The organism is Amycolatopsis alba DSM 44262, assembly GCF_000384215.1.
Classification (GTDB): domain Bacteria; phylum Actinomycetota; class Actinomycetes; order Mycobacteriales; family Pseudonocardiaceae; genus Amycolatopsis; species Amycolatopsis alba.
Genome location: NZ_KB913032.1, coordinates 535,349 through 557,307, shown reverse-complemented (window position 1 = coordinate 557,307; position 21,959 = coordinate 535,349). Strand labels below are relative to the sequence as shown.

Here is a 21,959-nt window from a genome sequence, read left to right as displayed (position 1 = left end):
GAGCTAGCCCAGCTGTTTGTCGACGAAGCACCAGCGCCAGGTCTCGCCGGGCTCGTGGCTGCGCATCACCGGATGCAAGGTCTCGTGGAAGTGCTCGGTCGCGTGTTTGCCCGGCGAAGAGTCGCAGCAGGCGACGTTCCCGCATTTGACGCATTGCCGCAGGTGGACCCAGGTCATCCCGCTCTCGACGCAGATGGCGCATACGTCAGGCGAGCTGGGTTCGACGGCGGGCCACTCCTTGGTGAGATGTTTGCACGATCCCGCCGTCGCGGCGGGGGTGCGCAGTTCCCGATCGGAGTCCGGCACGGTCTCCTCCTCCCTGTCCAGCATGGATTCTTCGATGTCGAGGCGTTCGAGGATCCGGCGCAGGACATCATCATCCGCCATCCCGGAGTCCCGCGCCTCCAGGAACGTCTCCCGTTCGACTTCGAGCAGCCTCAGCCGCAGGCGGCGATAGGCGTCGCTCGGCGTTTCGGTCAGCGTGCTTTGCCTGCCGAGCTCCTCCCAGGCCGAGTCCGAGCGGTGCTGGAGCCGGCTGCGCAGACGTTCGACGATGTCGTCCGGGTCGTCGGCGGTCCGGATCTTCTCCAGTTCGTCGAGCGCGGCCCTGGTCATGTTGTTGAGCACGGCCGCCTCCTGCAGCGCGTCCTCGGCCGGGTCGGGCGGCGGCAGTTTCAGGCGCCGGACCAGCACCGGCAGCGTCGTCCCGTGCAGCAGCAGCGTCCCGGCCACGACGACGAACGCGACCAGCACCAGCACGGCCCGCTGCGGCGTGTCGGCGGGCAGCACGAATGCGGCCGCGAGCGTGACGACCCCGCGCATCCCCGCCCAGGCGATCACCGCCGAGTACCGCCAGGGCCAGGCGTGACGGCGGAACGTCCGCCGCGCCAGGCCGATGCCCACCATCCAGATGATCCGGGCGACGATGGTCGCGGCCAGGGTGGCGGCGCAGATCAGGATCAGTTCCGGTGCGCTCAGCCCGCTTTCGCCGACCTCGGTCATGATCCGGCGGACCTGCAGGCCGATCAGCAGGAAGACGATGTTCTCCAGCAGGAACTGGATGGTCTGCCAGTTCAGCCTGCTGGCCAGCCGGGAACGGCCCGAAAGCATGCTCGGCGCCTTGTGCCCGAGGATCAGTCCCGCGACGACCACGGCGATCACGCCGGAGCCGTGGATCGCCTCGGCGGCGATGTAGGCGACGAACGGGACCACCAGCGAAAGCGCGGTGTCGGTGACCGGATCCTCGAGGCGGGTGCGGATCAGCGCGGCGAGCGCGCCGACCGCGAAGCCGATCACCAGCCCGCCGCCCATCGCCAGCAGGAAGTCCCCGCCCGCCTGCAGCAGGCTGACCGAGCCCGCGATGGCCGCGATGGCGGTTCGCAACGCGACCAGCGCGGCCGCGTCGTTGAACAGGCTCTCGCCCTCCAGCAGCCGGGTCAGCTTGCGGGGCATCCCGACCTTGCGGGCGACGGCGGTGGCCGCGACCGCGTCGGGCGGGGCGACCACCGCGCCGATCGCGAGCCCGGCGGCGAGCGGCAGTCCGGGGATCACCAGCCACGCCACGACCCCTACCGCGGCCGTGGTGAAGATGACGAGCCCCACCGACAGCAGCAGGATCGGCCCGCGATTGCGGCGGAAGTCGATCAGCGACGTGCGGATCGCGGTCGCGTACAGCAGCGGGGGCAGCAGCCCCAGCAGGACGACCTCCGGGTCCAGTTCGTATTCCGGGATGCCAGGGACGTACGAGGCGACGACCCCGACAGCGATCAGGCACAGCGGTGCCGACCAGTCGAGTTTCCGCGCCGCGGCGGTGACCAGGAGGACGGCCACCACCAGTGCCACGAGTTCTACCGCGATCTCCACGCCGCTCATCATCACCCGGAAGCCCCGGTGCGCGCGCACCGAGGGGGCGGCTACCGCTGTTCGATACGCACCAGGTTCCCCGCCGGGTCGCGGAAAGCGCAGTCGCGTACGCCGTAGGGGTGCTCCAGCGGTTCCTGGACGACGTCGGCACCGGTCGCCTGGATCCGGTCGAAGGTCTCGATCAGGTCCGAAGTGGACAGCACGATGGTCCCGTACGTCCCTTTGGCCATCAGTTCGGCGACCGTGGCGCGTTCCTCGCCGGTGAGCTCCGGATCAGCGGCCGGGGACCGGAGCACGATCGACGTCCGCGGCTGTCCCGGCGGGCCGACGGCGACCCGGTGCGGACCGTCGTCCCGCACTTCGAAGCCCAGGATGTCGCGATAAAAGGAGAGCGAAGCTTCGAGATCGTCGGCGGGGAGGAAGGACGCGTGAATCGACAGGATCATGCGACTCAAGGTAGGTCGGGGCGCGGCGATGCCGCTTCTCTATTCCTGATCGGCCGCATGACCTGTTTGACGACGCAGCCGGGCATGCCGCGGCCCTCTTCCGCCGCTTGCTTGCGGTAGGCGCTTGGCGAGATCCCGACCAGCTCGGAGAACCGCGTGCTGAAGGTGCCCAGCGACGAGAAACCGACGTCGAAGCAGACCTCGGTGACCGACATGTCCCCGCGCCGCAGCAGCATCATGGCCCGCTCGATCCGGCGGGTCATCAGGTAGCTGTAGGGCGATTCACCGTAAGCGGCGCGGAATTCCCGGCTCAGGTGCCCGGCCGAGACGTGCACGCCGCGCGCCAGCGCCTCGACGTCCAGCGGCTGCGCGTAGTCGCGGTCGATCCGGTCGCGGACGCGCCGCAGCATCGCGAGGTCTCGCAGGCGCGGGCCTGGGTCACGCTGTCCGGTCACCCGGAAAGCGTAACCCACGCCTGAACGCGGAAAGGCCCCCTTCGCCGGGCGGCGAAGGGGGCCTTGGACAGCGTCTAGACGGTGATCTTGTCGACGTTGGGACCGCCGTTCGCCGTGGTGGCGACCGCCTTGATCTTGTTGGTCCCCGCCGCCAAGGTCATCTTGACGGTTCTCGTCGTCCAGTTCGGCCAGGCCCCGGTGCCGCCGAAGCCGACACCGGACGCGCCGATCGAGCCGTTGACGGAGAAGTCCAGCGGCCGGTCCGCCGCCGTCCCGTTGGCGTACCGGACGACGACGTCGTAGGTGCCCGCGGCCGGTACGTTCACCGTCCACTCGACCGAGCTGCCCGCCACGTTGTCGTAGTTGACGAACCCGCTGCCGGTGAACCCGGCGTGGTTGGACTCCACCGCGCCCTGGACGACCGTGGCGTCCTCGGCCTGGTAGTCCACCGGGTTGTTCGGACCGGGGCCCGAACCGTCGGCCGGAACGGTCTGCGTGCCGGTGTTCCAGCCCGAGACCCGCACCGAAGGCTTGGAGCCCTTGAGGTCGGCCGTGCGGTACTTCGCGGTCAGCGTGGTCGTTTCACCCGGCCACAGGCTCACCGCGTTGTCGTTCCACTCGACCGGGAGCACCGGCTTGCCCGAGGCGTCCACGACCTTCGAATCGACGTAGAACGCCGGGAGCTTGCCGCCCGAGGTGTTCTTCAGCGTCACCGTCGTCGTGGTGGTGCCGTCGGCACCGGCGACCGACTTCGCCGTCGCGCTGACGGCGGACTGGCCGAGGTTCTTCAGCCCGGACAGATCGGCGTAGGCCGACTGCGGCGTGTAGTACCAGTCGCTGCCGCCCCAGTTCAGCGTGTCCGCCTTGGTGGAGAGCCAGTACACGTTCCGGCTCACCTCCTTTCCGGACGAGTCGGTGAGCACCAGCTTCGCCAGATAGGTCGACGAAAGGCCGCTCACCGCCGGGACGGTGACCGCGGTGGCCTTGGCGCCCAGCGCGCCGACCGACAGCCCGGTCTTGGTGTTGCTGTACTTCTCGGTGCCGTCGAGGTTGTACAGCTTCGTGGTCGCCGTCAGCCCGCTCGCCGCGTTCGACGTCTGGTTGATCACCACGACCGAGCGGTTGTCGTGCGAATACTGGATGTGCAGCGGCTCGTTGGCCTTCTTCGCCCCGTAGTACGCGCCGTTCTGGTCCATGTAGGCGTCGAACAGCTGCCAGTGCAGCGAAGTCCACGGGCTGTTGAGCATCCAGTAGATCAACCCGGTCGACGGGTTGGACGAGTCCGTGTAGTTGCGCGAGTGCGACTCGAACTCGGCCCGGACGTTCTCGTACTGCGAGAGCTGCGCCTTCCGCACGAAGTCGTTCAGGTCCGCGGGCGCGCCGTAGCGCTTGGTGAGCGCGTTGCCGAACAGCTTCAGGTTCCCGAAGGTCGCCGAGGACGAGCGGTGGTACTGCGCGGCCGACGGGTTCTTCCACATCGTTTCGAGCTCACTGGCCGACATCATCCGCTTCAGGGTGTCCATCGTCGGGATGTCGACGCCCGCACTGGTCTCGGAGTTGAAGCTCCACGCGCCGCCGCGGTCCTTCTGCGACTTGTCGTACCAGTACACCGGCGGCACGTAGTCGTACGGGCCGTTCATCTTCATGCCGGAAGCGCCGGTGATGGGGGACGGCCTCGCGGACGCCGCCGGGATCACCGGGGGAGCGAAGTCGGCCGCCTTCATCGCGTCGAGGTAGCCCTGCTCGATCCGCTTGTCCGGCGCGAAGTCGCTGCCGATGTGGAAGGAGATGACGCTCGGGTGGTCACGCAGGCGCTCGGCCTCGGAGAACATCGACGCCTTGGCGATCGGGTAGTCCGACTCGACCCACGGCTCGCCCTTCTCCTCGCCGTTGACCTGGCCTTCCCACTTGTCGCAGCATTCCCAGCCGGGCATCGTCAGCACGCCGAGGTCGTCGGCGATGTCGAAGAACTCGTCCGGTTCGATGTGGCCTTCCAGCCGGACCGTGTTGAGCCCGAGGTTCAGCACGTACTTGAGCTTGTCGGCCGCCGCGGTCTCGTTCCAGCGGAGGAACAGGTCCGGCGTGTAGCCGCCGCCGCGGATCAGCAGCGGCTTGCCGTTGACGCTGTACTGCCGTCCGCCGCTGGAGTTCAGCGTCGCCTTGACGTCACGGACACCGAACTTCGACTTCGCGGCGTCGGACGCGGCGCCGCCGACACTCGCCGTCAGGTCGAGGTCGTACCGGTGCTGGCTGCCCATCCCGGCGGGCCACCACACGTTCGGGTTGTCCAGGCCGACGACCGGGAAGGTGACGGTCTTGCGTTCCTTCGCGGCCAGCGAAACGGTCTGGCTGACCGGCTTGCCCGCGACCGTGCCGGCGACGGTGGCCTGCACCGCGTTCGCCGAGTCGTTGCGGACGTCGGCCTTCGCCGTGAGATCCGCGTGGTCGAGCGCCGAGTTCAGCTTCTGGATCACGTGCGCGCTGCGCAGCGCGACCGGGCCGCTGCGCCGGACGAGGACGTCCCGCACGATGCCCATGTTCTGGTCCGGCGGGGTCTGCGCCCAGTCGATCCAGCCCATCGAGAGGTCGTTGTTGGGATCGTTGGGGTAGACCTTGAACGCGATGCTGTTGGCGCCCTGGCGGACGTTAGCGGTGATGTCGAGGTCGTGGCGGGTGTAGGCGCCGTTGACCTGGTCCTTCGTCGCGATCTTGGTGCCGTTGACCCAGACGTCGGCCTTCGAGAGCACGCCGCTGAAGTCGAGGTACGTCCGCTGCGAGGTGTCCTCGACGGTCAGGTCGGTGCGGTACCACCACGGCACGGAGAACTGCGCCGTCGGGACGTTCTTCATGTTCGTCGAGTAGAACGGGTCGGCGTACTTGCCGTTCTGCAGCAGTCCGGCGTAGACGGTCGAGCGCGACGACACCGGGTACCAGCCGGTGGTGGGGAAGCCCGGCTTCGACACCGCCGAGTCATCGCTGACCTGTGCCGAGGACTGGATCACGTAGCCGGGGATCGGGGTGGCGTTGCCCGCGGCGGCGCCGACGGACAGCGGCACGGCCACTTCCGCGCCGGTCGCGGCGGGAGCGGTGGTCACCCCGCAGACCGCGGCGGCCAGCGCGGTGACGGTCAAGGCCAGTAACGGGATCCGGGTTCTCTTCTGCCGAAAACTCACGAGCGCGCCTCCTTGGGCACACGGCGGCGGACCTGGGCGGAAATTGTTAAGAAAGTTCCCTAACAATGTTGGAGGAGATAGTAGCCGCCACTTCGCGCGGGGAACAGACCCTTACACCGGGTTCGTCAGTGGTCAGCCGACAGGCGCGACGTAGCTCCACTGGCCGTCGACGCGGACAAAGCCGCTGTTCTCGTGCATGCTGCCGGCCCGGCGGTCCTGCCGGTAGTGCGCCCGGAACTCGACGGTGCCCTCGTGCTCCAGCAGGCCGCCGCCGGTCTTGCCGAGGATCTCCAGGAACGTCCAGCGCTGCCCTGGGTCGAGTTCGAGATCCGCGGGCCTGGTCTTCGGATGCCAGGTCCCGGTGAGGTACGCGGTGTCGCCGACGGCGAACGCGCTGAACCGCGACCGCATCAGGAGTTCGGCGGTCGGCGCCGTCGCGGTTCCCCGGTGGAACCGGCCGCAGCAAGCGCCGTAGGGCTCGCCGAGGCCGCACGGGCAACGGGATTCGTCAGTGATCACAGGCACGTCGCTGATTGTGTCACCGCTGTTCGGGTCATCGCGCCGTCGCGGGGACTTCGAGGTCTCGTGCCTGCTTGAGCCAGCCGGTGAACAAGTCGGCGTCGATGTCGTCGACCGAACGCAGCTTGACGTGCGCCATCTCCCGCGCGCTCGCTTCGAGCCTGCCGGACTCGTCGTCGACGAGCTGCCCCTTCCACAGGGCGAAAGTGACGTACGACGAGTACGCCTTCACCAGGCAGACGAGGTTTTTGCCCACGGCTTCGCCCGCGCTCCAGGTGGGGGAGGCGTGGTACATCGTCTCGATGGAGCCGGGGAGGGCGGCGTTGACGATCGGGCGCAGCGCGGTGGCGACCTCGCGCAGGCCCTCGGGCAGGGCGGCGAGGTAGTCGTCGACGTTCGCGAACTTGGCCATGAGTGGATCCCTTCGGTCGGTGTGCGCTCAGCTAACCGTCCGAAGGTTCAAGTTGTCAAGACAAAAAAATTATTCGGTGACTGATGACTCGCTGTCGAGCACGCCCCACCAGAGGAAGTCACGGGCACGGGTCGCCGCGACCAGGTGCTGCCTGCCGCGCAGCTCGCGGCGTTCCTCTTCGGCCTGCGGCCCGGCGCCGTTCTCGTGCGCGTTCTCCAGTACGAGCACAGTCTGGAAGTCGAGCCCCTTGGCGCGGTGCACGGTGCCGATCTTGAGCTTGCCGTCGGCTTCGCCGGTGTATTTCTCCAACGTCAGCGTGGGAATCCCCGCCGCGCGCAGGATTTCGGTGCACCGGGGCAGATCCTTGTGCTGGAAGACGATCAGCGCCGAGTGATCCCGGCGGCCCGGCAGCCCGCGGACGGCGTCGACCAGCGCGCCGGGAAGATCGCGCGAGGTGCCGCGCCAGGTGCCGGTGGTTCCTCCGGCGCTGGCCGACTCGGCCGCGCGCAGGGCGACACCGTCCGCGCCGTCGAGGTCGTCCACCCGGTTCTTCGCGTCGAAGCGCTGCGCGAAGCCCAGCACCTCGGCGCGGTTGCGGTAGTTGACCTTCAGGATCTCGCCGCGGCCCTGGACCGGGGATGCCGGCGTCGGACAGCCGCCAGCCGCCGGGATAGACCTCCGGTGAAGGTGCGCTCGATCAGCTGCCTCGCTTGGGTTTCGAGCCGCCTTCTGACGTGTTCGCTCCTGCTCGCAGGTGGTCCGTTCCGTTCGGTGGCGGGATCAAGGTGCGGGGAACTCGACGGCGACTTCGACGGCGGTCTCCAACGTCGCTTCGCTCGGCCGTCCGGTGACGGGAGCGGACTCGGCGATCACGACCAGCTTCTTGGTCAAGCGGGAGTCGTAGTTCTTGCCGGTGAACCGGGCTCCGTGCCGTGCTTCGCCATAGAGCGCGACATTGCCGCTACCGTCCTTGTCGATGAGCCGTTTCAGCTCGCTCGCCTCACCCGCTTTCGGCATCTTCACCCACGCGACGGACACGGCGATGGTGTTTCCCGCCCCGTCGGCGACGGTGACGATCATGCGATCGAGATCGATACACGGATGGCGCAGGAAGAATCGCTGGACTTCGCCGAAGGAATGCGGTCCGCATTTCAGTTCCCGCTTCGCTGTTTTTCTGAGCTGGCGCCAGCCCAGCCGTCGCCATGCTTCGGAATGACGGCCCTGCTGTGCGGATTTCTTGCTGGAACTCTTGCCTTTGAAGGCCTGGCCCGCCGCGGAATCCAGAGAAGCAGCGCTTCCTCCGCCTATTCCGCTGGTGGCGGCCACGACCACTCCCGCCGTGGCCAGCGCACCCGCACCGTACTTGTATTTGACCCAGCGGCCGTCCGGGCCACGTGGCTGATTCACCATGATGCGTTCCGTCCCCTCCCAAGTCCGGAACGGAGGATCTTGCTCCGGAGGGGGAGAGAGAAACGAGGGCTTCTGCGCGAATACGCCCGAATGGCGCAGTGGATCTTCGGGTTTCCGCCGGTGCTGAACAGTTCCGGGCATGGTGAGGGGCCCGTCGCCGGTGTGGCTGACGGGCTCCTCGGGGTCGTGCAAGGTCAGACGCGGTGGAGGGTGTTGCGCCGAGATCTTCGGAGCGGGTCCAGATACTGGGGCGGGATGAACTCCGGTAACCCGTCGACCGCCATCCGAACTTGCCAATCACCATGATGAATCAACCGATGATGAAAACCGCACAGCAGCACCAGATTGCGGAGGTCGGTGGGTCCGCCGTCTGCCCAGTGATCAATATGGTGGGCATGGCAGTTCTTGGGTCTTCGATGACAACCGGGGAACGCGCAGCCTCCGTCGCGGATGTTCAACGCCCGCCGCTGTCCCGGCGTGACGAACCGCCGTAGACGCCCCACATCCAGCGGCTCGCCCGCGGCACTCAGCACGACGGGGAGCATGAGGCAGTCGCAGGCGGCCATCCGGGCGTCGCGGGCGGTCATCGTCCCGACAAAATCCAGGCACGCGGTCCCGAGACCGGACTTCAACTCATCCAGGCCGATGGTGACGTGCACCAAGGTGCGATACCCGCTGGTGCCGGGCTGGTCCGGGCACGCGATCGCCAGATCCAGAAGTTCGGCCCACGCGTCACCCTGGCGTTCGGCCTTGGTCCGCAGATCCGCCTGACCGAACTCGTCCACCGGGCGCGGTGTCGCGTACGCCTCCAGCGCGGCCGCCGTCCGGGCCCCGAGCTCGTCATCCAGCAACCCGTTCAGCTTCCAGAACCCGTCTTTGCGGCGTTCCAGGGTGACCTCGCGGCGAGGCTCGGCAGGTTCGGGCTCTTTGGGCTCGTTGCCGTCGGGGTCGAGCCAGCCGAGCAGGTCCTGCTCGGCCTTCGCCAGCTGCCGAGGCCCGGCGTCACGAGCGAGGGTCGCGAGGATCTTCTCCGCACACTCCCGATCCTCGACCGACGTGTCCGCAAAGATCCTTCTCAGGATGTCCAGGATCTGCTGGATCCGCTCGTGCCCGACCAGCCCCTCCGCCGCCACAGCGGCAGTGGCGGGCGCGAACGCCGCAACCTCACTGCCATCCAACGCCCGCGTGGGGTTCAACGCGATCGCCTGATTCACCACCGACCGCGCCTCACCAAACGACAACCCCGCCACATCAGCAAACCACGTAATCGTGGACCCATAGCCGTATAAGTCTTTCGCGCCCCGAGACTCCACCTCCGCCAGATACCGCCCCAGGCCGGCGCAGGCGACCCGCATCACCTGCAAGAACTGCCGCACACCATGCGCAAGCTCCAGCTTGCCGGCACGCCACAACTCCTGCGGCAACTCGGGAAGAAAGGTCTCGGACACACCTCCATCATAGCAGAAACTATCGAACATGTGTTCGTATAGAACTGTTCCAAAATCAGTGTTTCCGACCCGACACGCTGGGCTGAGGTCTGGCGGGATGGGCGCTGTGAGTGATGGCATCGGACCTTGCGATTCCACGCAAGAGTAAGTCCAAGCCGGCGCGGGGCTGTCGCCGAAGCGAAGGCGCGGAGGCTGGCGTTGACCGGCCCGGACGACCTGCTGAAGCTGTTCACCAAGGCCGAGCCGGACCGTGAGTCGACGAATGTCCGGAACGGTAGTCGACCTAAAACGGTGGTGTCGGATGTCGCGGGCGAGGTCGATATCAACGTGCCACGGGGAGCGGAAAAGCACGTTCGAGCCGCAGGTCGTGAAGAAGCAGCAATTACGGCTTACCGAGGTGGATGATATCGTGTTTTCGTTGTATGCGAAGGGAATGACAACCGAGGACATTTCGGCACATTTGCCGAGATCTACGGATCCTCGGTCGGCAAAGAGACGATCTCGCGGATCACCGACAAGGCCGTCGTCGAGATGCAGGACTGGGCCGGTCGGCAGCCGTCGAAGAAGTGGCCGGTCAAGTTCGATGGCATGTTCGCACGGATCCGACGCCGCCAAGCAGAACCAGTCGGCCGCGGTCGAGAAGCCAGTGAAGATGATCGGCGAGTTCGCCGTCCGGCGGCAAGTCCGACGACAGCAGCCACAGTGACATCCGGCGGATGGCTCCTGGACGGCGGCCTACCGGATCCCCGACCTCGAACGCACGTGATGGCCTTAGGTCAAGTAGCCGAGTCACAAACGCGGCGCTTCCACCGTGATCGCCGGAGAGCCGAAACCCGCACCTGCTCGCACCAGCGCATCATCGCGCAGCGCACACCTCACCGCGAGGCAAGTACGCGCGTGCCGAGCACGCTGTCACCGGTGTGAGCGTGTGTTGTCCCACTGCCATGGGGCTGGTGCCCGATTTGAGGCAGAAGGTCTGTCGCGGCCGTATCTGCGCTACTCCCAGGACACCATTGCCTCTCCCCGGATTCCGATGAAGACTCCCGGATGTCGGGCTCGGAACTGTCCTGACTAGGTCTTCCTGGCCCGCGCCACGAGGTGGTCGCGGAGGCGGGCGTGCCGGAACTGGTAGGTGGTACCGGACTGGCGGAGGATGCCCAGGCGGTGGGCGTCCTTGAGAAAGGCGGTCAGCCTCCACGGGAGATCGTCGGTCGCGGCGAGCCGGCGGCGGGTACGGAAATAGCCGCCGAACGCTGACTGTGAGTACGACATCAGTCCGAGCGTCGCCGCAATGATCACCATGACACCAAGCCCGAACCGGCTGAAGTCGAATAGCAGACCGAGCCCGACCAGCGGTAGTGCGAAGAGCGCGCTGACGAGCACCATCGTGACGATGGCGCTTCGACGGCCTGCCGCAGCACCGCCTTCCCTGGTCTGCCGGTGGTTACGCCGGGCACGGCCGCCAGCTCGTGGTTGAAGAACATGAGCATCACGAGGCCGGTGATGCTCACCATGATGCATAGCTGCCCGAGGACGAAGTCCCAGGTGTAGCCGACCTTGACTATCAGGTCCTCGCCAGGCGGCGGTATCGCTATCCCGCCGGGCCTGCCGGGACCATGTCGCCGCCAAGCGCCAGGCCGAGGAGCAGGATGAAGGCCCAGCCGCCGACACCGCCGACGACAGCCCACAGCACGATGTGCCACGACTTGGCGTACTCGAGTACATCCTCGGACAAGCTGCCGGTCAGCTTTCGCGGATGTCCCTTCGGCAGGATCGGCCTGGTCACGATCACAGCTGCGGGAACGACCAGCAGCACACCGAGAACGGCGAGACCCACCTGGGATCTTGTGTCGGCGCCGGTGAGCCACCGGAAGCGAGGACCGCGGCAGTCCACCAGAACAGGGCGACGACACCGCTCCACGCGCTGAGTCTCGCCGGTGTGTTCTCTCTCGGTAACTGCCACCACGCGAAGTCCTGAGTGCGCATCGTGGTCAGCGTGCCGGCGAGGAACGTGAGCCAGCGCTCGGCCTTCTCCCGCGGCCATCGCCGGGTTGGCGGTCGCTGCGGATCGTGGAAGCCGGGGCCGTCCTCGAACGCGGTGGGGATGACCGCGTCCAGCAGGTGGTTTTCGATCGCGTCCTGGTCGGGGAACCTCCTGGTGTCCAGGAGCTCATCTGGGTCGCGGCCGGGGTTCGCGTACACGGCTCGCATGAGCGACACCATGAGCGGGGTGCTCGACGCCGAGGCAACGGCGTCGGATGGTGCTTTGGCGAGGTGGCCCAGCAGCGCCGTCCAGCGGGGCAGCCCACCAGGCGGGACGCACCGGCGAAGGTGGTCGGCAACGAGCGGCGGCGACAGCGGCACGGCACCGACCACTGCCGTCGAGCCGATCGCGCCGCCCGCTCGGGCGACTGCTTCCCTGTATTCCTCCTGTCGGCAGGTGAGAACAACCGGGTCGCCACCGCGGACCGCTCGGGAGATTTCACGCAGGGCGGTTGCGCGATTCTTGGCGGCGATCTCGTCGAGGCCGTCGAGCACCGGGAACACGTGCCGGTTGGCGACCAGCCGCCTCGCGACGCTGATCTTGATATCCGGGTACTCCTCGACGACTCGCCGTGCTGTCCAGGTCTTCAGGTGTTCGCGCTCCGGTTCCCACGACGCGACGGGCAACAGCACCGGCACCGGTTCGTCGGCTCGCGCCGTGTCGAGTAGCTCGAGCAGGAGGAGGATCGCCAACGAGGTCTTGCGCTACCTGCGCCGCCGAGGATGACGAGCCGTCTCCGCCGCAGGCCGCGGAAGGTACGGGTGAAATCGGCCAGGTTGCCGGTGTCGCCGGCCACGTCCGTCCCGACGTTCTCCGGGTGGTCGGCGACTTCGCCCCACATCGCCCGCCAGCCCGTGGGGATGGGTGTCGGGTCGACGAGCCCTCGCAGGCCGGCCTCATGCCGCCACTGTGCGTGGACCGCGAGCGCAAGGGCCCGTGCGCCCACGTCCGCAGCACCGGTGACGGAAGACTGTCCGCTGAACTCGTTGTGCGTCTCGCCAGCCATCCCCACCCCCTCGTGACTCGCGTCGTGGCACGGCCAACGGTATCGCCTGATCCGCCATCTCACAGTGGGCGGAGGTGGGCCCGACCGTTACCCGGAGACCTGATTACTCGGCCCCTGGGCGGCTTCCCGCTCATCAGCTCTTCGCCGATCACCCACGAAGCGCTTGCGGAGCCCCGGCCCACATACCGGGACACGAAATATCACCGCCGCCAGGCCGTTGACCCGTGGGAACGAGCAAGGTCACGGAAGGGAACGGCGATGAGCACAAGCCTGGACACGTTCACGCAGGACTGGCAGGGCTGGAAGACCCAGCGCGAGCGCGATCTCGCCGACCCGCTCGGCTGGCTCGCGCTGGTCTCGCTCGACTGGCTGGAGGACAAGCCGCGCGCGTATGAGGGGCTGCCGGGGCTGTGGTGGCAGGACGCCGACGCGGCGTACCTCGACCCGCAGGGCGCCGACCTCTCGCACGACGGCGAACGGCTCACCGGTGTCCGTCGCTTCGAGCTGGTCAACAGCGGTGCGACCACTCGTGTCGTCGCCGGGGACATCGAGATCGAGGTGGCACGCCGCGGCGGGTATCTGATCCGGGCGCACGACCCGAAAGCGCCGGTGCTGAACGCTTTCCGCGGTGTCCCGGCGTATGAGCCCGACGCGGCCTGGGTGCTGTCCGGGACCTTCGAAGCTTTCGACGAGCCGCAGCCGACCACGGTCGGCGCGGTCGTCGAAGGCCTCAGCCACGTTTATGTCGCCCCTGGAATCGTCCGTTTCGAACGCGACGGCGTGGAACACACGCTCACCGCGTTCAACGGCAAGAAGGACGGCCTGCTCATCCTGTTCACCGACGCGACGAGCGGCGTCACCACCTACGCCGCGAACCGGTCGCTCGCGGTGTCCCCGCCCGGCGAGGACGGTTCCGTCGTCCTCGACTTCACCCGCGCGACGAATCTGCCGTGCGCGTTCACCGACTTCGCCACGTGCCCGTTGCCGCCGGCGGGCAACGACCTGCCGTTCGCGGTCGAAGCGGGGGAGAAGCTGCCCTACGAGCGCACACGCTGAACCGTCGCGAGCGCCGTCATCGCCTCCTGTTCGCGCTGGGCCAGTTCGGACAGGACGGCGGACGCGTCGGCCAGGTGCCGGGCGTCGCCGGTTTCTCCCGCCTGTGTGAACAAGCCCGCGACTTCTGTCCATAGTGGAGTGACATCGCGGTACTTCTCATATGCGGTGCGGAGGACGGCGTCGTCGACGAAGGCCGTTGCTTCTTCGAGAAAGTCGCGGTAGATCCGGCGGAAGAGCGCGCCGCCGGTCCCCGCCCGTTCCATCAGGACGGCGACCTGCGGGAGATCACGGGCGGGATCGCTGCTGCGGTCCAGCCATTTCCGCACCTGGACGGCGGCCTTGCCGATCCCGCGATACCCGAGGTTGGCGATGGGCGGATTCAGGAACTCCGCCGCGTTGGCCCGCACGGCCGTGCGGATGGCGTCGGCGAGCGGGACGGGAGGCCCGTCCGCGCCGATGGTGAACGAGCGGTTCTTCGCCGTCATCGGCCCCTTCTCGCCACGAGCGCGCTCCAGGCTCACCAAGGACGTCGACACGGAACCACCCTGCTGCGCGGTGTCGACGAGAAAGGCCTTCTTTGCGTCATAGCCGTACAAGGCCGCGAAGTGCCCTCCAAAGTGGACTTTCGAGGTGAAGTACTCGAGGTGGTACGAGTCGAGCTGAAGGCCGACGGGGACACCGGCGTCGATCTGTTCGGCCACGTTCCGCCACGCCGTGCGCGCCGACGTCGTTTCCTTCACCCGCAAGGTGAGTCCGAGGCGGTCGGCCAGCTTCCGCGTGATCTCGGCGGGTTTGGCCCGCCCGCCGAGGAACGGGAACGGCAGGTTCTTCCCGTCCCAGTAGATGAAGCCGAGACCTTCGCCGAGCCCGAACAGCATCGGCTCGGACAGCTCGACCCCGGCGTGTCGCAGGAGGACGTCGAGAGTGCTGGTCTCGCAGTGCTCGCCGCCTTCGGTTCGGATGCCGTCGAGGATCACGCGGTCACCGGCCAGGCGATCTCGGTGCGGTACGCCTCGGGCGCGACCGACGGTCCGGGCGCCACCAGGTACAACTCCTCGGCGGGCCCGGTCGGGACGCGGTCGCGCTCGGCGATCCAGCGGCCCAGCGATCGGTAGGCGGTCTCGACGTCTTCGTAGTCACCCTCGTGGATCGTCGCCGCGAGCAGGCCACCGGGAAGCTCGGCGGGGCCGATCTCGCCGTCGTCGCGCACCGATCCTTCCACCGGGACGAACAGTTCGACGGTCAGCTCGTCGGGATCGTCGGTGCGGTAGCGGGTCCCAGGTGGTCCGGACGGCGTGACCCCTTGAGCGTCCAGCGCCGCGAACAGCCGCGCGTACGCGGGACCGATCAGCTCGGCCAAGCCGCTCAGCGGGGTCCGGATCGTCAGGAAGGCGATCCGCTGCGGCGTGCGCACGCGCTCGTAGACATGCAGCCACCGCGTCGGCTCGGCGAGCACGGAGTCGAGCCCGCCGCTGATCGCCGCGAGTTCCGCGGCCCGCGCGGCCACCCGGTCGTGATGCCGTTTGATCGCGGCCTTCACCTCGTCCGGGGACCCCGCGTCGAGGATCCCGGCGATCTCCGCCAGCGGGACCTCCAGTTCCCGAAGCCGCCGGATCAGGCCCGCGCGCGCGAACTGCTCCAGCGAGTACCGGCGGTACCCGGTGCCGGGGTCGATCCTGGCGGGCACCAGCAGCCCGAGCCGGTCGTAGTTGCGCAGCGCGCGGACCGACAGCCTGGTGGCGTGCGCGAACACGCCGATCGGCATCAAGGTCGTCATGGGATCAGCCTGAACCCTCTCCCAGGGAGAGGGTCAAGCCGGTCCCTCACCCCAGTGACAGCCGATCGAGGTCCGGGGCGGAGGCGTGGTCGTTGGACAGCTTGATCGTGTTCGCCCCCGCCTTCAGCTCGACCGGAACCGAGGTCGTGAGCTGGGTGTTGTTGCCAGAACCGTCGACCTTCACCTCGATCGGAGTGCCGTCGTCGACCGTGACGAAGTACGAGCGAGGTCCGTTGACGGTGAAGTCGAGGTAGAGGGTGTACTGCCTCGTCTCGGGCACGGTCACGTCGTCGAACCGCACGAAAGCGTCCGGATCGCCGCCGATGTTGCGGACCTTCTGGCCGCCCGAGCACACCCCGCAGCTCGTGACGCCCGCGCTGCCGACGTCGTTCGCCGAATCTTCGGCCTCCCGCATGAAGACCCGGTCGGCCGGTCGTGGGCTCACCCGCACCGGCTTGCTCACGGATTTCGCCCGGCCGAGAAGGTCGAACGACGCGGTGACCGGGATGTCGGCCGCGGTGACGCCTTCGGGGGAGACCAGCGTCCACGAGGCTTCGAGCTCGTTCCCGACGCGCATGGACGCCGCCGTCGCCGGAGCGCCCTGCAGGCTCCAGCCGGCCGGGACCGCCGGGGCCATGGTGACCTTGCCGATCGTGTCGTCGGCGTCGAGCCGCAGTTTCGCGGTCACCTTCAAGGACTGCCGTCCTGGGGAAAGCCATTGGACGCCACCGGGTTCGACGGTCAGGGTCGTCTTCGGCGTGTAGGACGACGGCGGCAGGGGAGCGATCGCGATCCGGTCCAGGCCCGGCCCCGACGTGGCGTTGCTGAACACCTTGACGGTGTTGGAACCGGCGTTCAGCGCGACGGGGATCGCCGTCGAGACCACGGTTCCCGGCGGGCCGGCGTCGATCGCGGTCTCGACGGGAGCGCCGCCGTTGACACTCACCGCCACCGACGTCGCGGGGCCGCCCGTCGTGTCGAGCTGGAGCCGATGGCTCCCGGTTTCCGCGACCGTCACCCCCGGATAGGTGACCGAGTTGCGCCGGCCGCCGCCGAGGCCGGTGACCTGGAACGATCCGGAGCAGGGGGAGCACCAGCCGAGCCGGGCACGGCCTTCGTGGTCGTTGCGGAAGGCTTCGGCCTCCAGCGGGACCTGGGCGCCGAAGACGGAACTCGGGTAGCCGGAGGCCACCTTGATCTCGTCGATCCCCAGTTGCCGGTAGAAGGGTTTCGCCTGCGGGCCGGACCAGGTGTTCAGCACTTCCAGCTTGATGAAGCGGGTCTGCCGTTCACCGAAGTCGATGAACTGCACTCCGCGAGCGCTCGGCATCGCCCCGGCGCGGACCGGTTCGCCCCAGTTCCGGCCGTCGTCGCTGACGTAGACGCGGTAGTCCTGGATCCTCGACGAGTCCTCCGGCCTGCCGAACGATTCGCGCGCGTGGGTCGGTGACATCTCACGCTGGTTCACCGCGAGGTAGGTCGCGCTCCGCCGCCTGCCGAGGTCCAAGGTCAGCGAGACCGGTTCCTTGCCGTCCGCGTCCCAGTAGTTCTCGAAGTTCCCGTCGACGAGATTCGACGCCGGATGCCCCGCACGCGCGGACGAAGCCGTCGCCTTGATCGTGTGGGAGTCGAGGAAGTTCCGCTGCCCGGCCGTCTCCACCTTGAACACCGTGTCGTAGGTGTCCCAGTCCTTGATGTCCACAAGGGTCAGATACCCGGCGGATTGACTGAAGCGCAGTGGTTTGCCGGTGCGCACATCGGACACCCTGGTCACTTTGTACCCGTTGTCACGCAGGCGGAGCAGGTCGGTGCTCGGACGAGTGACCACGTGGAGGTACTGCGTTCCCGCGCCGGGCTCGACGGTGATGACGCCGTGCGCGCCGTCGTTCCAGAAGCCCGGCTGCATCCCGCCGTACATGTACCCGCCGCCCTCTTTGCCCTGCAAGGAGGATTTGATCGGCGGTACCCAGCTCGCCATGAAGTTGTTGTACGCCTCCTGCTGCGGCGGGAACTTCCCTTTCACCATCGGGGTTTCCGCCATCAGCGACTTCATCGACGAACCCGCGTTGGTGATGTAGCGGCCGGTGGACAACCGGAAGTCGACGGCCTGATCGGTGCCGTCGTACCACCAGCCGCCGTTGGTCGGCAGTTTGTAGTCGGCCTCGGTCAGCCGCGGCATCGGGGTGAACGCGGCCTGCGGGTAGTCGTACGGCGGGGTGATGCCGGTCTTCTGCTCGTTGCTGACCGTGTCCATGATCGGGGTGTCCTCGTTGTTGTTGCTCAGCAACCAGGACGGGCGTTTCTCACGGACCTGTTCGTAGAGCTTGTTCTTCTCCCAGTACTCGTTGTCGTTGTCGATCCAGAACCCGGCGAGGTCCGAGTAGCGGTCCATGACCTCGTGGAAGAGGTCGTAGCTGTACTCGCCGAAGCCGGGGCGGGTGGTCAGGTCGACCTGCTTGCCCTTGTAGGCGGAGTACGCGGCGGAATCGAGCGACTCGACGCCGGTTTCCTTGTGCCATTGGGGATCGTCGGTCATGTAGAGGATCGTCCGGACACCCTTGGCGTTGCCTGCTTTGACGAGTTCGCCGAGGAGGTCGCGGCGCGTGGAGCAGCTTCCGGGGATGGCCGACGGCCACGGCCGCGCGTAGCCCAGCCTGCTGTGGAAGGTGGCGAGCACGATGTAGGAGGCGCCGAGTTTGCGGGCCTCGTCCACCCAGTAGTCCGCGCTCCAGCCGCCGTCGGTGACCGCGCGTTCCCAGGCGGCGCAGTCGGTCTGGCGGGGTGCGGTGAACATGCCCCAGTGGAGGAAGAGTCCCGCGGTGGCCTCGCGCAGCCATTGCTGGCGGGGATGGTGCACCTCCGCGCTCGCCGGCGGCGTGGTGAGCAGGCCCGCCAGCAGGGCGAGGACCAGGGCGAGCCAGGCGGTGCGGTGCGCTCGAACTCTCATGACCATCCGCTCTCATCCAGGGCGTGGTTGCCGAGAGATCCGATGATTGCGGCAGAAATCCGATGGGTCAAGCCCCGGTGAGCGGGACGAGCCTTGAGTCATCGGAGGTATCTCGTGGCGAAGCTCCCTCGTCTGCAGTACGAGGGAGCTTGCCGGGGTGGCTCAGATGTTGAAGCCGGGATGCGTCGCGAAGGCGTTGTCGATCACGAGGTTCCCGCGCTGGCGGGCCCGTTCACGCAACGCCGACGTCGTCCGGGCGCCCTGGGCGAAGAACCACCACAGGTAGAGCGCGCCGTACATCCAGGCGCCCTCGTAGCCCCAGGTGGAGTCGGCGCCGCTCTTGCCCGCGCCGAACACCGAACCCGCCGGGAAGCTCGCGTTGTGCGGCTTCCCGCCCTGGTGCCGCGATTCGTGGATCAACGTCTCGGCCCGGCCGGGAACGTCCTTGGAGTACCAGAAACCCAGGTACAACTCGATCCGGTCGTCGACGAACGCCCCCTTGAACGAGCGCGCGATGGCGCTGCCGTCGCCGCACAGCGAGCGGAGGTCGTCACAGTTGTCGCGGACGTAGCGGCGCGCCCAGTTCAGCATCGCGCCGGAGTAGGCGTCGTTCTGGTAATCCTGTGCCGAATAGGTCAGCAGGTAGCACGCGTTGAACGTCCGGGCCAGCGGCTTGTCGGTGTTGCACGCGTCTTCCCAGCCGAAGCCGTCGTCCCAGTAGTCCTTGTTGCCCGCGAAGCCGTAGGTGTTCCAGAAATAGTCGATGTAGGTCTGATTGCAGATCGAGGCGCCGTAGAAATTGTCCCCGGTCACATTCTTGTCAGGCACGGTGTAACTGCAAGTGGCCATCGGAGATCACCTGTCTGTAGAAGGAATTCGTTCGGTTCAGGAGCGCGGCGGTTCGGGCGGCGGCACGTCGTCGGCCTGCTTTTCCTTCACGTACCGGCCGCCGACCGCCTGCGGGACACCGCGGACGTCGACTCGCCGGATGTTCAGCAAACGCTCGTCCTCGGTGCCGCTGAGCGCCTCGCGCACCCGTGCGGTGAGCTCGGTGTCACCGGTCTCGGCGATGGCCTGGACCGCCGCGCGCCGCACCGTGAACACCTCGTGCCGGACCTGCCGCAGCAGCAGCTCCTTGGCCGCGTCGTCCTCGGCGGATGCCAGGCGTGCCAACGCTTCCACGGCGGTCGTGCGGATGATCACCTCTTCGCCGACGGTGCTGATCCCGTGTGCCGGGTCGTCGGAACGCTCCGGCGGGATCGGCCGGCGCAGGACGTTCTCGAGTACCGGAACGGCGGCCGTGTGCCGGAGATCGGTGAGCAGCTGGACCAGACCCCAACGCTCCAGGTACTGATCCTCGGCCAGGGCGTCGTACTGCTCGCCGAGCGCCGGGACGACGTCGTCCGCGCGCTCGCGAAGCCGGTCGAGGCTCCGCTGGTAATTGCGTTCGGCGTCCTCGCCGGACGCGGCCATGGTTTCGGCGGCCTGGGTGACCAGTTCGCCGATTTCGCTGTTCGAGAAGCTTCCCAGCCCCGAACTGCCGGGACCTGCTTCGAGGTTGTCGCCACCCGAGCCCAAGGACGGGGTATCGGGATTGCGTGGGGTCGGCATGAGGTTCTCCTTCGCAGCGGCGGTGATGCTGACGGAAGGAAGGAACGCGATACCGGGTGGCAGATACCTGGATTTCGGAAAAATCGCCCCATCGGGCAGAACGGGATTTTCACCGCGGGAATCCGAAAAGGATTTTGCTCACCGGAACCTGCCCGGTGGGCGAAAAGCCCTCACGGATTCCCGCTCGTGATCAATGGCGGACGTCGATGACGACACGGTTCGGTGACGTCAGGGTGAACACGCTGACCGGCGTCCTGGACCGGACGCCGAGACCGATGGACAAGGTGCCTTCGTAATCGCCGGTGACCGCGACGGCCATGACATTGAGCAGATTCCGGGTCCGGAACTTCTGCGGACCGGGATAGGTCGGATTCCCGGCGTCGTCGTGCGCGGCCGCCGGAGTCGCGGCGACCGCGATGAAGTACTCCCCGGTCAGCCAGACGATCTCACCCGAGCCGTCGGCGATCAGCTCGTCGACGAGGTCGTACCGGACGGCGGGCGCGGGCCCCGCGGTCAGGTCCAGCACGACCCGGTCGAAGCCGGGGTTCTGACCGGTGCGGATCCCCGTCATCGCGGGAATCGTCTGGGCCGCGACGGAAGCGGGCGCGATCGCGGCGATGGCGCCGGTCAGCATGAGGGCGGTGGCGGCGAGCGCCCCGAGCGCGCGCCGGAGGGTGAGATTCATGGCGACGACCTCCTGTCGGAGAGTTGGTTCCGGAAAGACGCCGAGGATGGCGAGAAGGTTGTATTCTTCGCCTTATCGTTACTGATCGCCGAATAGTCGTCGAGCGATCTCGAAATCGGCGGGGAAATGGTTTTTCGCGCGCTCCGCCAGCCATCGCAGGTAGCGGAGATCGCTTTTCGCGGACGCGATGAGATGAGTGAATCGCTGCCCGACCGCGACGTCCTCTCTGAAGGTGTCGTACTGGGAGCCGAAGACGCATTGCACGTCCGTGGTTCCGCCGCTCCAGCACAGTGCACCGAGCAGATACTGCTCGACGACGAGGTTGAAGTCCTCCAGCGGCGCGAGCCGTTGCCAGGCAACCCGATTCTCGCGCGCCTCGACCATGCGGACGGCCAGATCGGCGTAGTGCCGGAGAAGAGGAACGGCTGTGCCGCCAACGATTCCGGTGCACAGTGCGGCGTCCCCGGTGTAGCCGCTGAACTCGCGCGGCAGGAAGCCGCCCGTGTGCCGGATCGCGGTGGCGACGGCGGCAGGCCGGTAGTAGCCCGCGTCCGAAGCCGGTGCGTGCTCCGGGTTCTGCGCGACGATCTCCCCGTCGAGCCCCTCGGCCGGGAATCCGGGCCAGAGGAACACGTCGTTGTCGATGTGCAGGAACGGTTCGCGTTGCTCGCGGTACGCGTGCAGCTTCCCGAGCGCCCACCAGGACGGGTCCTGCCCGGCGAGCCCGTTCAACGAGAGCGAGACGTCGTCGAAGGGCAGGCCCAGCCCGTCGACGAGCAGTTCGTGACCCCTGTCGTCGGTCACCAGCGCCGTCGTGGGGAAGAGGTGGGACGCGAGCCGGAACGACAGGATCCAGGAAAGCGCGTGGAAGAAGTCACTCGGCCAGTGCCTGCCGTGCCGGCGCCGGTACGGGATGCTCCAGAAGGACCAGACCGCCCGGCGGATCGGCCGCGCGGCCTGGTCGCCCGGACGGACTACCCGGACACGTGGGGGACGCCAATCCGGTTCGACGATCTCGCCGTACCCGCGGCGTTCCGGAGTGGTGGGCGCGAGCAGATGGCCGCCGATGGCGACCGCCGTGAAGGAGTCATATCCGTAGTACGGCAT

General features: G+C 67.6%; 21 protein-coding genes and 1 pseudogene. 2 read left to right on the top strand and 20 right to left on the bottom strand.

Going from position 1 to position 21,959, the window contains the following annotated elements; translation table 11 throughout:
* Positions 1-3: 3 nt before the first annotated feature.
* The 9 genes from AMYAL_RS0102460 to AMYAL_RS0102420 all read right to left on the bottom strand — a co-directional run bounded on the left by AMYAL_RS0102460 (position 4) and on the right by AMYAL_RS0102420 (position 9,726).
* Positions 4-1,872 carry a Na+/H+ antiporter gene (locus AMYAL_RS0102460; protein WP_084702303.1) on the bottom strand — a complete coding sequence of 623 codons (1,869 nt, stop codon included), beginning with the start codon at positions 1,870-1,872 and terminating at the stop codon, positions 4-6.
* A gap of 41 nt (positions 1,873-1,913) precedes the next feature.
* A complete protein-coding gene (locus AMYAL_RS0102455; protein WP_020629710.1) occupies positions 1,914-2,309 on the bottom strand; it encodes a VOC family protein in 396 nt (131 codons plus the stop codon).
* A 5-nt stretch (positions 2,310-2,314) separates the two neighbouring features.
* Entirely contained in the window at positions 2,315-2,719 is a 405-nt protein-coding gene (locus AMYAL_RS0102450) for a helix-turn-helix transcriptional regulator (RefSeq protein WP_020629709.1), read from the bottom strand.
* A 119-nt stretch (positions 2,720-2,838) separates the two neighbouring features.
* Complete coding sequence (locus tag AMYAL_RS0102445; RefSeq protein WP_020629708.1) at positions 2,839-5,937, bottom strand: glycosyl hydrolase 2 galactose-binding domain-containing protein; 3,099 nt, start codon at positions 5,935-5,937, stop codon at positions 2,839-2,841.
* Positions 5,938-6,069: 132 nt separating this feature from the next.
* A complete protein-coding gene (locus tag AMYAL_RS0102440) occupies positions 6,070-6,456 on the bottom strand; it encodes a YchJ family protein (RefSeq protein ID WP_020629707.1) in 387 nt (128 codons plus the stop codon).
* 34 nt (positions 6,457-6,490) lie between these two features.
* On the bottom strand, positions 6,491-6,868 hold the full coding sequence (locus AMYAL_RS0102435) for a DUF1801 domain-containing protein (protein ID WP_020629706.1): 378 nt from the start codon (positions 6,866-6,868) through the stop codon (positions 6,491-6,493).
* Between the two features lie 69 nt (positions 6,869-6,937).
* Positions 6,938-7,450: a 3'-5' exonuclease gene (locus tag AMYAL_RS0102430; RefSeq protein ID WP_020629705.1), complete on the bottom strand. Its 513-nt coding sequence runs from the start codon at positions 7,448-7,450 to the stop codon at positions 6,938-6,940.
* A 198-nt stretch (positions 7,451-7,648) separates the two neighbouring features.
* Complete coding sequence (locus AMYAL_RS0102425; protein WP_020629704.1) at positions 7,649-8,278, bottom strand: hypothetical protein; 630 nt, start codon at positions 8,276-8,278, stop codon at positions 7,649-7,651.
* Between the two features lie 194 nt (positions 8,279-8,472).
* Positions 8,473-9,726, bottom strand: a complete 1,254-nt coding sequence (locus AMYAL_RS0102420) for an HNH endonuclease signature motif containing protein (RefSeq protein WP_039793769.1) — start codon at positions 9,724-9,726, stop codon at positions 8,473-8,475.
* Positions 9,727-9,988: 262 nt separating this feature from the next.
* Here AMYAL_RS0102420 and AMYAL_RS51030 point away from each other — a divergent pair.
* Positions 9,989-10,129, top strand: a pseudogene (locus AMYAL_RS51030) (hypothetical protein); the annotation flags it as partial.
* A 171-nt stretch (positions 10,130-10,300) separates the two neighbouring features.
* Here AMYAL_RS51030 and AMYAL_RS51025 read toward each other — a convergent pair.
* From AMYAL_RS51025 to AMYAL_RS45505, 4 genes are all read right to left on the bottom strand, one after another.
* The gene (locus tag AMYAL_RS51025; RefSeq protein WP_143267776.1) at positions 10,301-10,519 is read right to left on the bottom strand and encodes a DUF4279 domain-containing protein; all 219 of its coding nucleotides are present in this window, start codon (positions 10,517-10,519) and stop codon (positions 10,301-10,303) included.
* A gap of 278 nt (positions 10,520-10,797) precedes the next feature.
* Positions 10,798-11,112, bottom strand: a complete 315-nt coding sequence (locus tag AMYAL_RS45510) for a hypothetical protein (RefSeq protein WP_020629700.1) — start codon at positions 11,110-11,112, stop codon at positions 10,798-10,800.
* A 205-nt stretch (positions 11,113-11,317) separates the two neighbouring features.
* Positions 11,318-11,512 (bottom strand): hypothetical protein, encoded by a 195-nt coding sequence (locus tag AMYAL_RS0102395; protein ID WP_143267773.1) that lies wholly within the window; start codon positions 11,510-11,512, stop codon positions 11,318-11,320.
* 2 nt (positions 11,513-11,514) lie between these two features.
* On the bottom strand, positions 11,515-12,462 hold the full coding sequence (locus AMYAL_RS45505; RefSeq protein ID WP_020629697.1) for an NACHT domain-containing protein: 948 nt from the start codon (positions 12,460-12,462) through the stop codon (positions 11,515-11,517).
* 572 nt (positions 12,463-13,034) lie between these two features.
* Here AMYAL_RS45505 and AMYAL_RS0102385 point away from each other — a divergent pair.
* Positions 13,035-13,832, top strand: a complete 798-nt coding sequence (locus AMYAL_RS0102385) for a DUF1684 domain-containing protein (protein ID WP_020629696.1) — start codon at positions 13,035-13,037, stop codon at positions 13,830-13,832.
* On the opposite strand, the gene AMYAL_RS0102380 is transcribed toward AMYAL_RS0102385, so the two are convergent.
* The 7 genes from AMYAL_RS0102380 to AMYAL_RS0102350 all read right to left on the bottom strand — a co-directional run bounded on the left by AMYAL_RS0102380 (position 13,814) and on the right by AMYAL_RS0102350 (position 21,959).
* Positions 13,814-14,809 carry a BtrH N-terminal domain-containing protein gene (locus AMYAL_RS0102380; protein WP_020629695.1) on the bottom strand — a complete coding sequence of 332 codons (996 nt, stop codon included), beginning with the start codon at positions 14,807-14,809 and terminating at the stop codon, positions 13,814-13,816. The two genes, AMYAL_RS0102385 and AMYAL_RS0102380, sit on opposite strands and share 19 nt — an antisense overlap.
* Positions 14,806-15,609: a MerR family transcriptional regulator gene (locus AMYAL_RS0102375; protein ID WP_020629694.1), complete on the bottom strand. Its 804-nt coding sequence runs from the start codon at positions 15,607-15,609 to the stop codon at positions 14,806-14,808. Before AMYAL_RS0102375 ends, AMYAL_RS0102380 begins: the two co-directional genes overlap by 4 nt.
* 46 nt (positions 15,610-15,655) lie before the next feature.
* Positions 15,656-18,562, bottom strand: coding sequence for an alpha-L-fucosidase (locus AMYAL_RS0102370; protein WP_020629693.1), 2,907 nt, complete (start codon positions 18,560-18,562; stop codon positions 15,656-15,658).
* Positions 18,563-18,718: 156 nt separating this feature from the next.
* Positions 18,719-19,384 carry a hypothetical protein gene (locus AMYAL_RS0102365; protein ID WP_245192761.1) on the bottom strand — a complete coding sequence of 222 codons (666 nt, stop codon included), beginning with the start codon at positions 19,382-19,384 and terminating at the stop codon, positions 18,719-18,721.
* Positions 19,385-19,441: 57 nt separating this feature from the next.
* Positions 19,442-20,167, bottom strand: a complete 726-nt coding sequence (locus AMYAL_RS0102360; protein ID WP_020629691.1) for a HEAT repeat domain-containing protein — start codon at positions 20,165-20,167, stop codon at positions 19,442-19,444.
* Between the two features lie 190 nt (positions 20,168-20,357).
* Positions 20,358-20,852: an AMIN-like domain-containing (lipo)protein gene (locus tag AMYAL_RS0102355; RefSeq protein ID WP_020629690.1), complete on the bottom strand. Its 495-nt coding sequence runs from the start codon at positions 20,850-20,852 to the stop codon at positions 20,358-20,360.
* 78 nt (positions 20,853-20,930) lie between these two features.
* Complete coding sequence (locus AMYAL_RS0102350; protein ID WP_020629689.1) at positions 20,931-21,959, bottom strand: DUF6734 family protein; 1,029 nt, start codon at positions 21,957-21,959, stop codon at positions 20,931-20,933.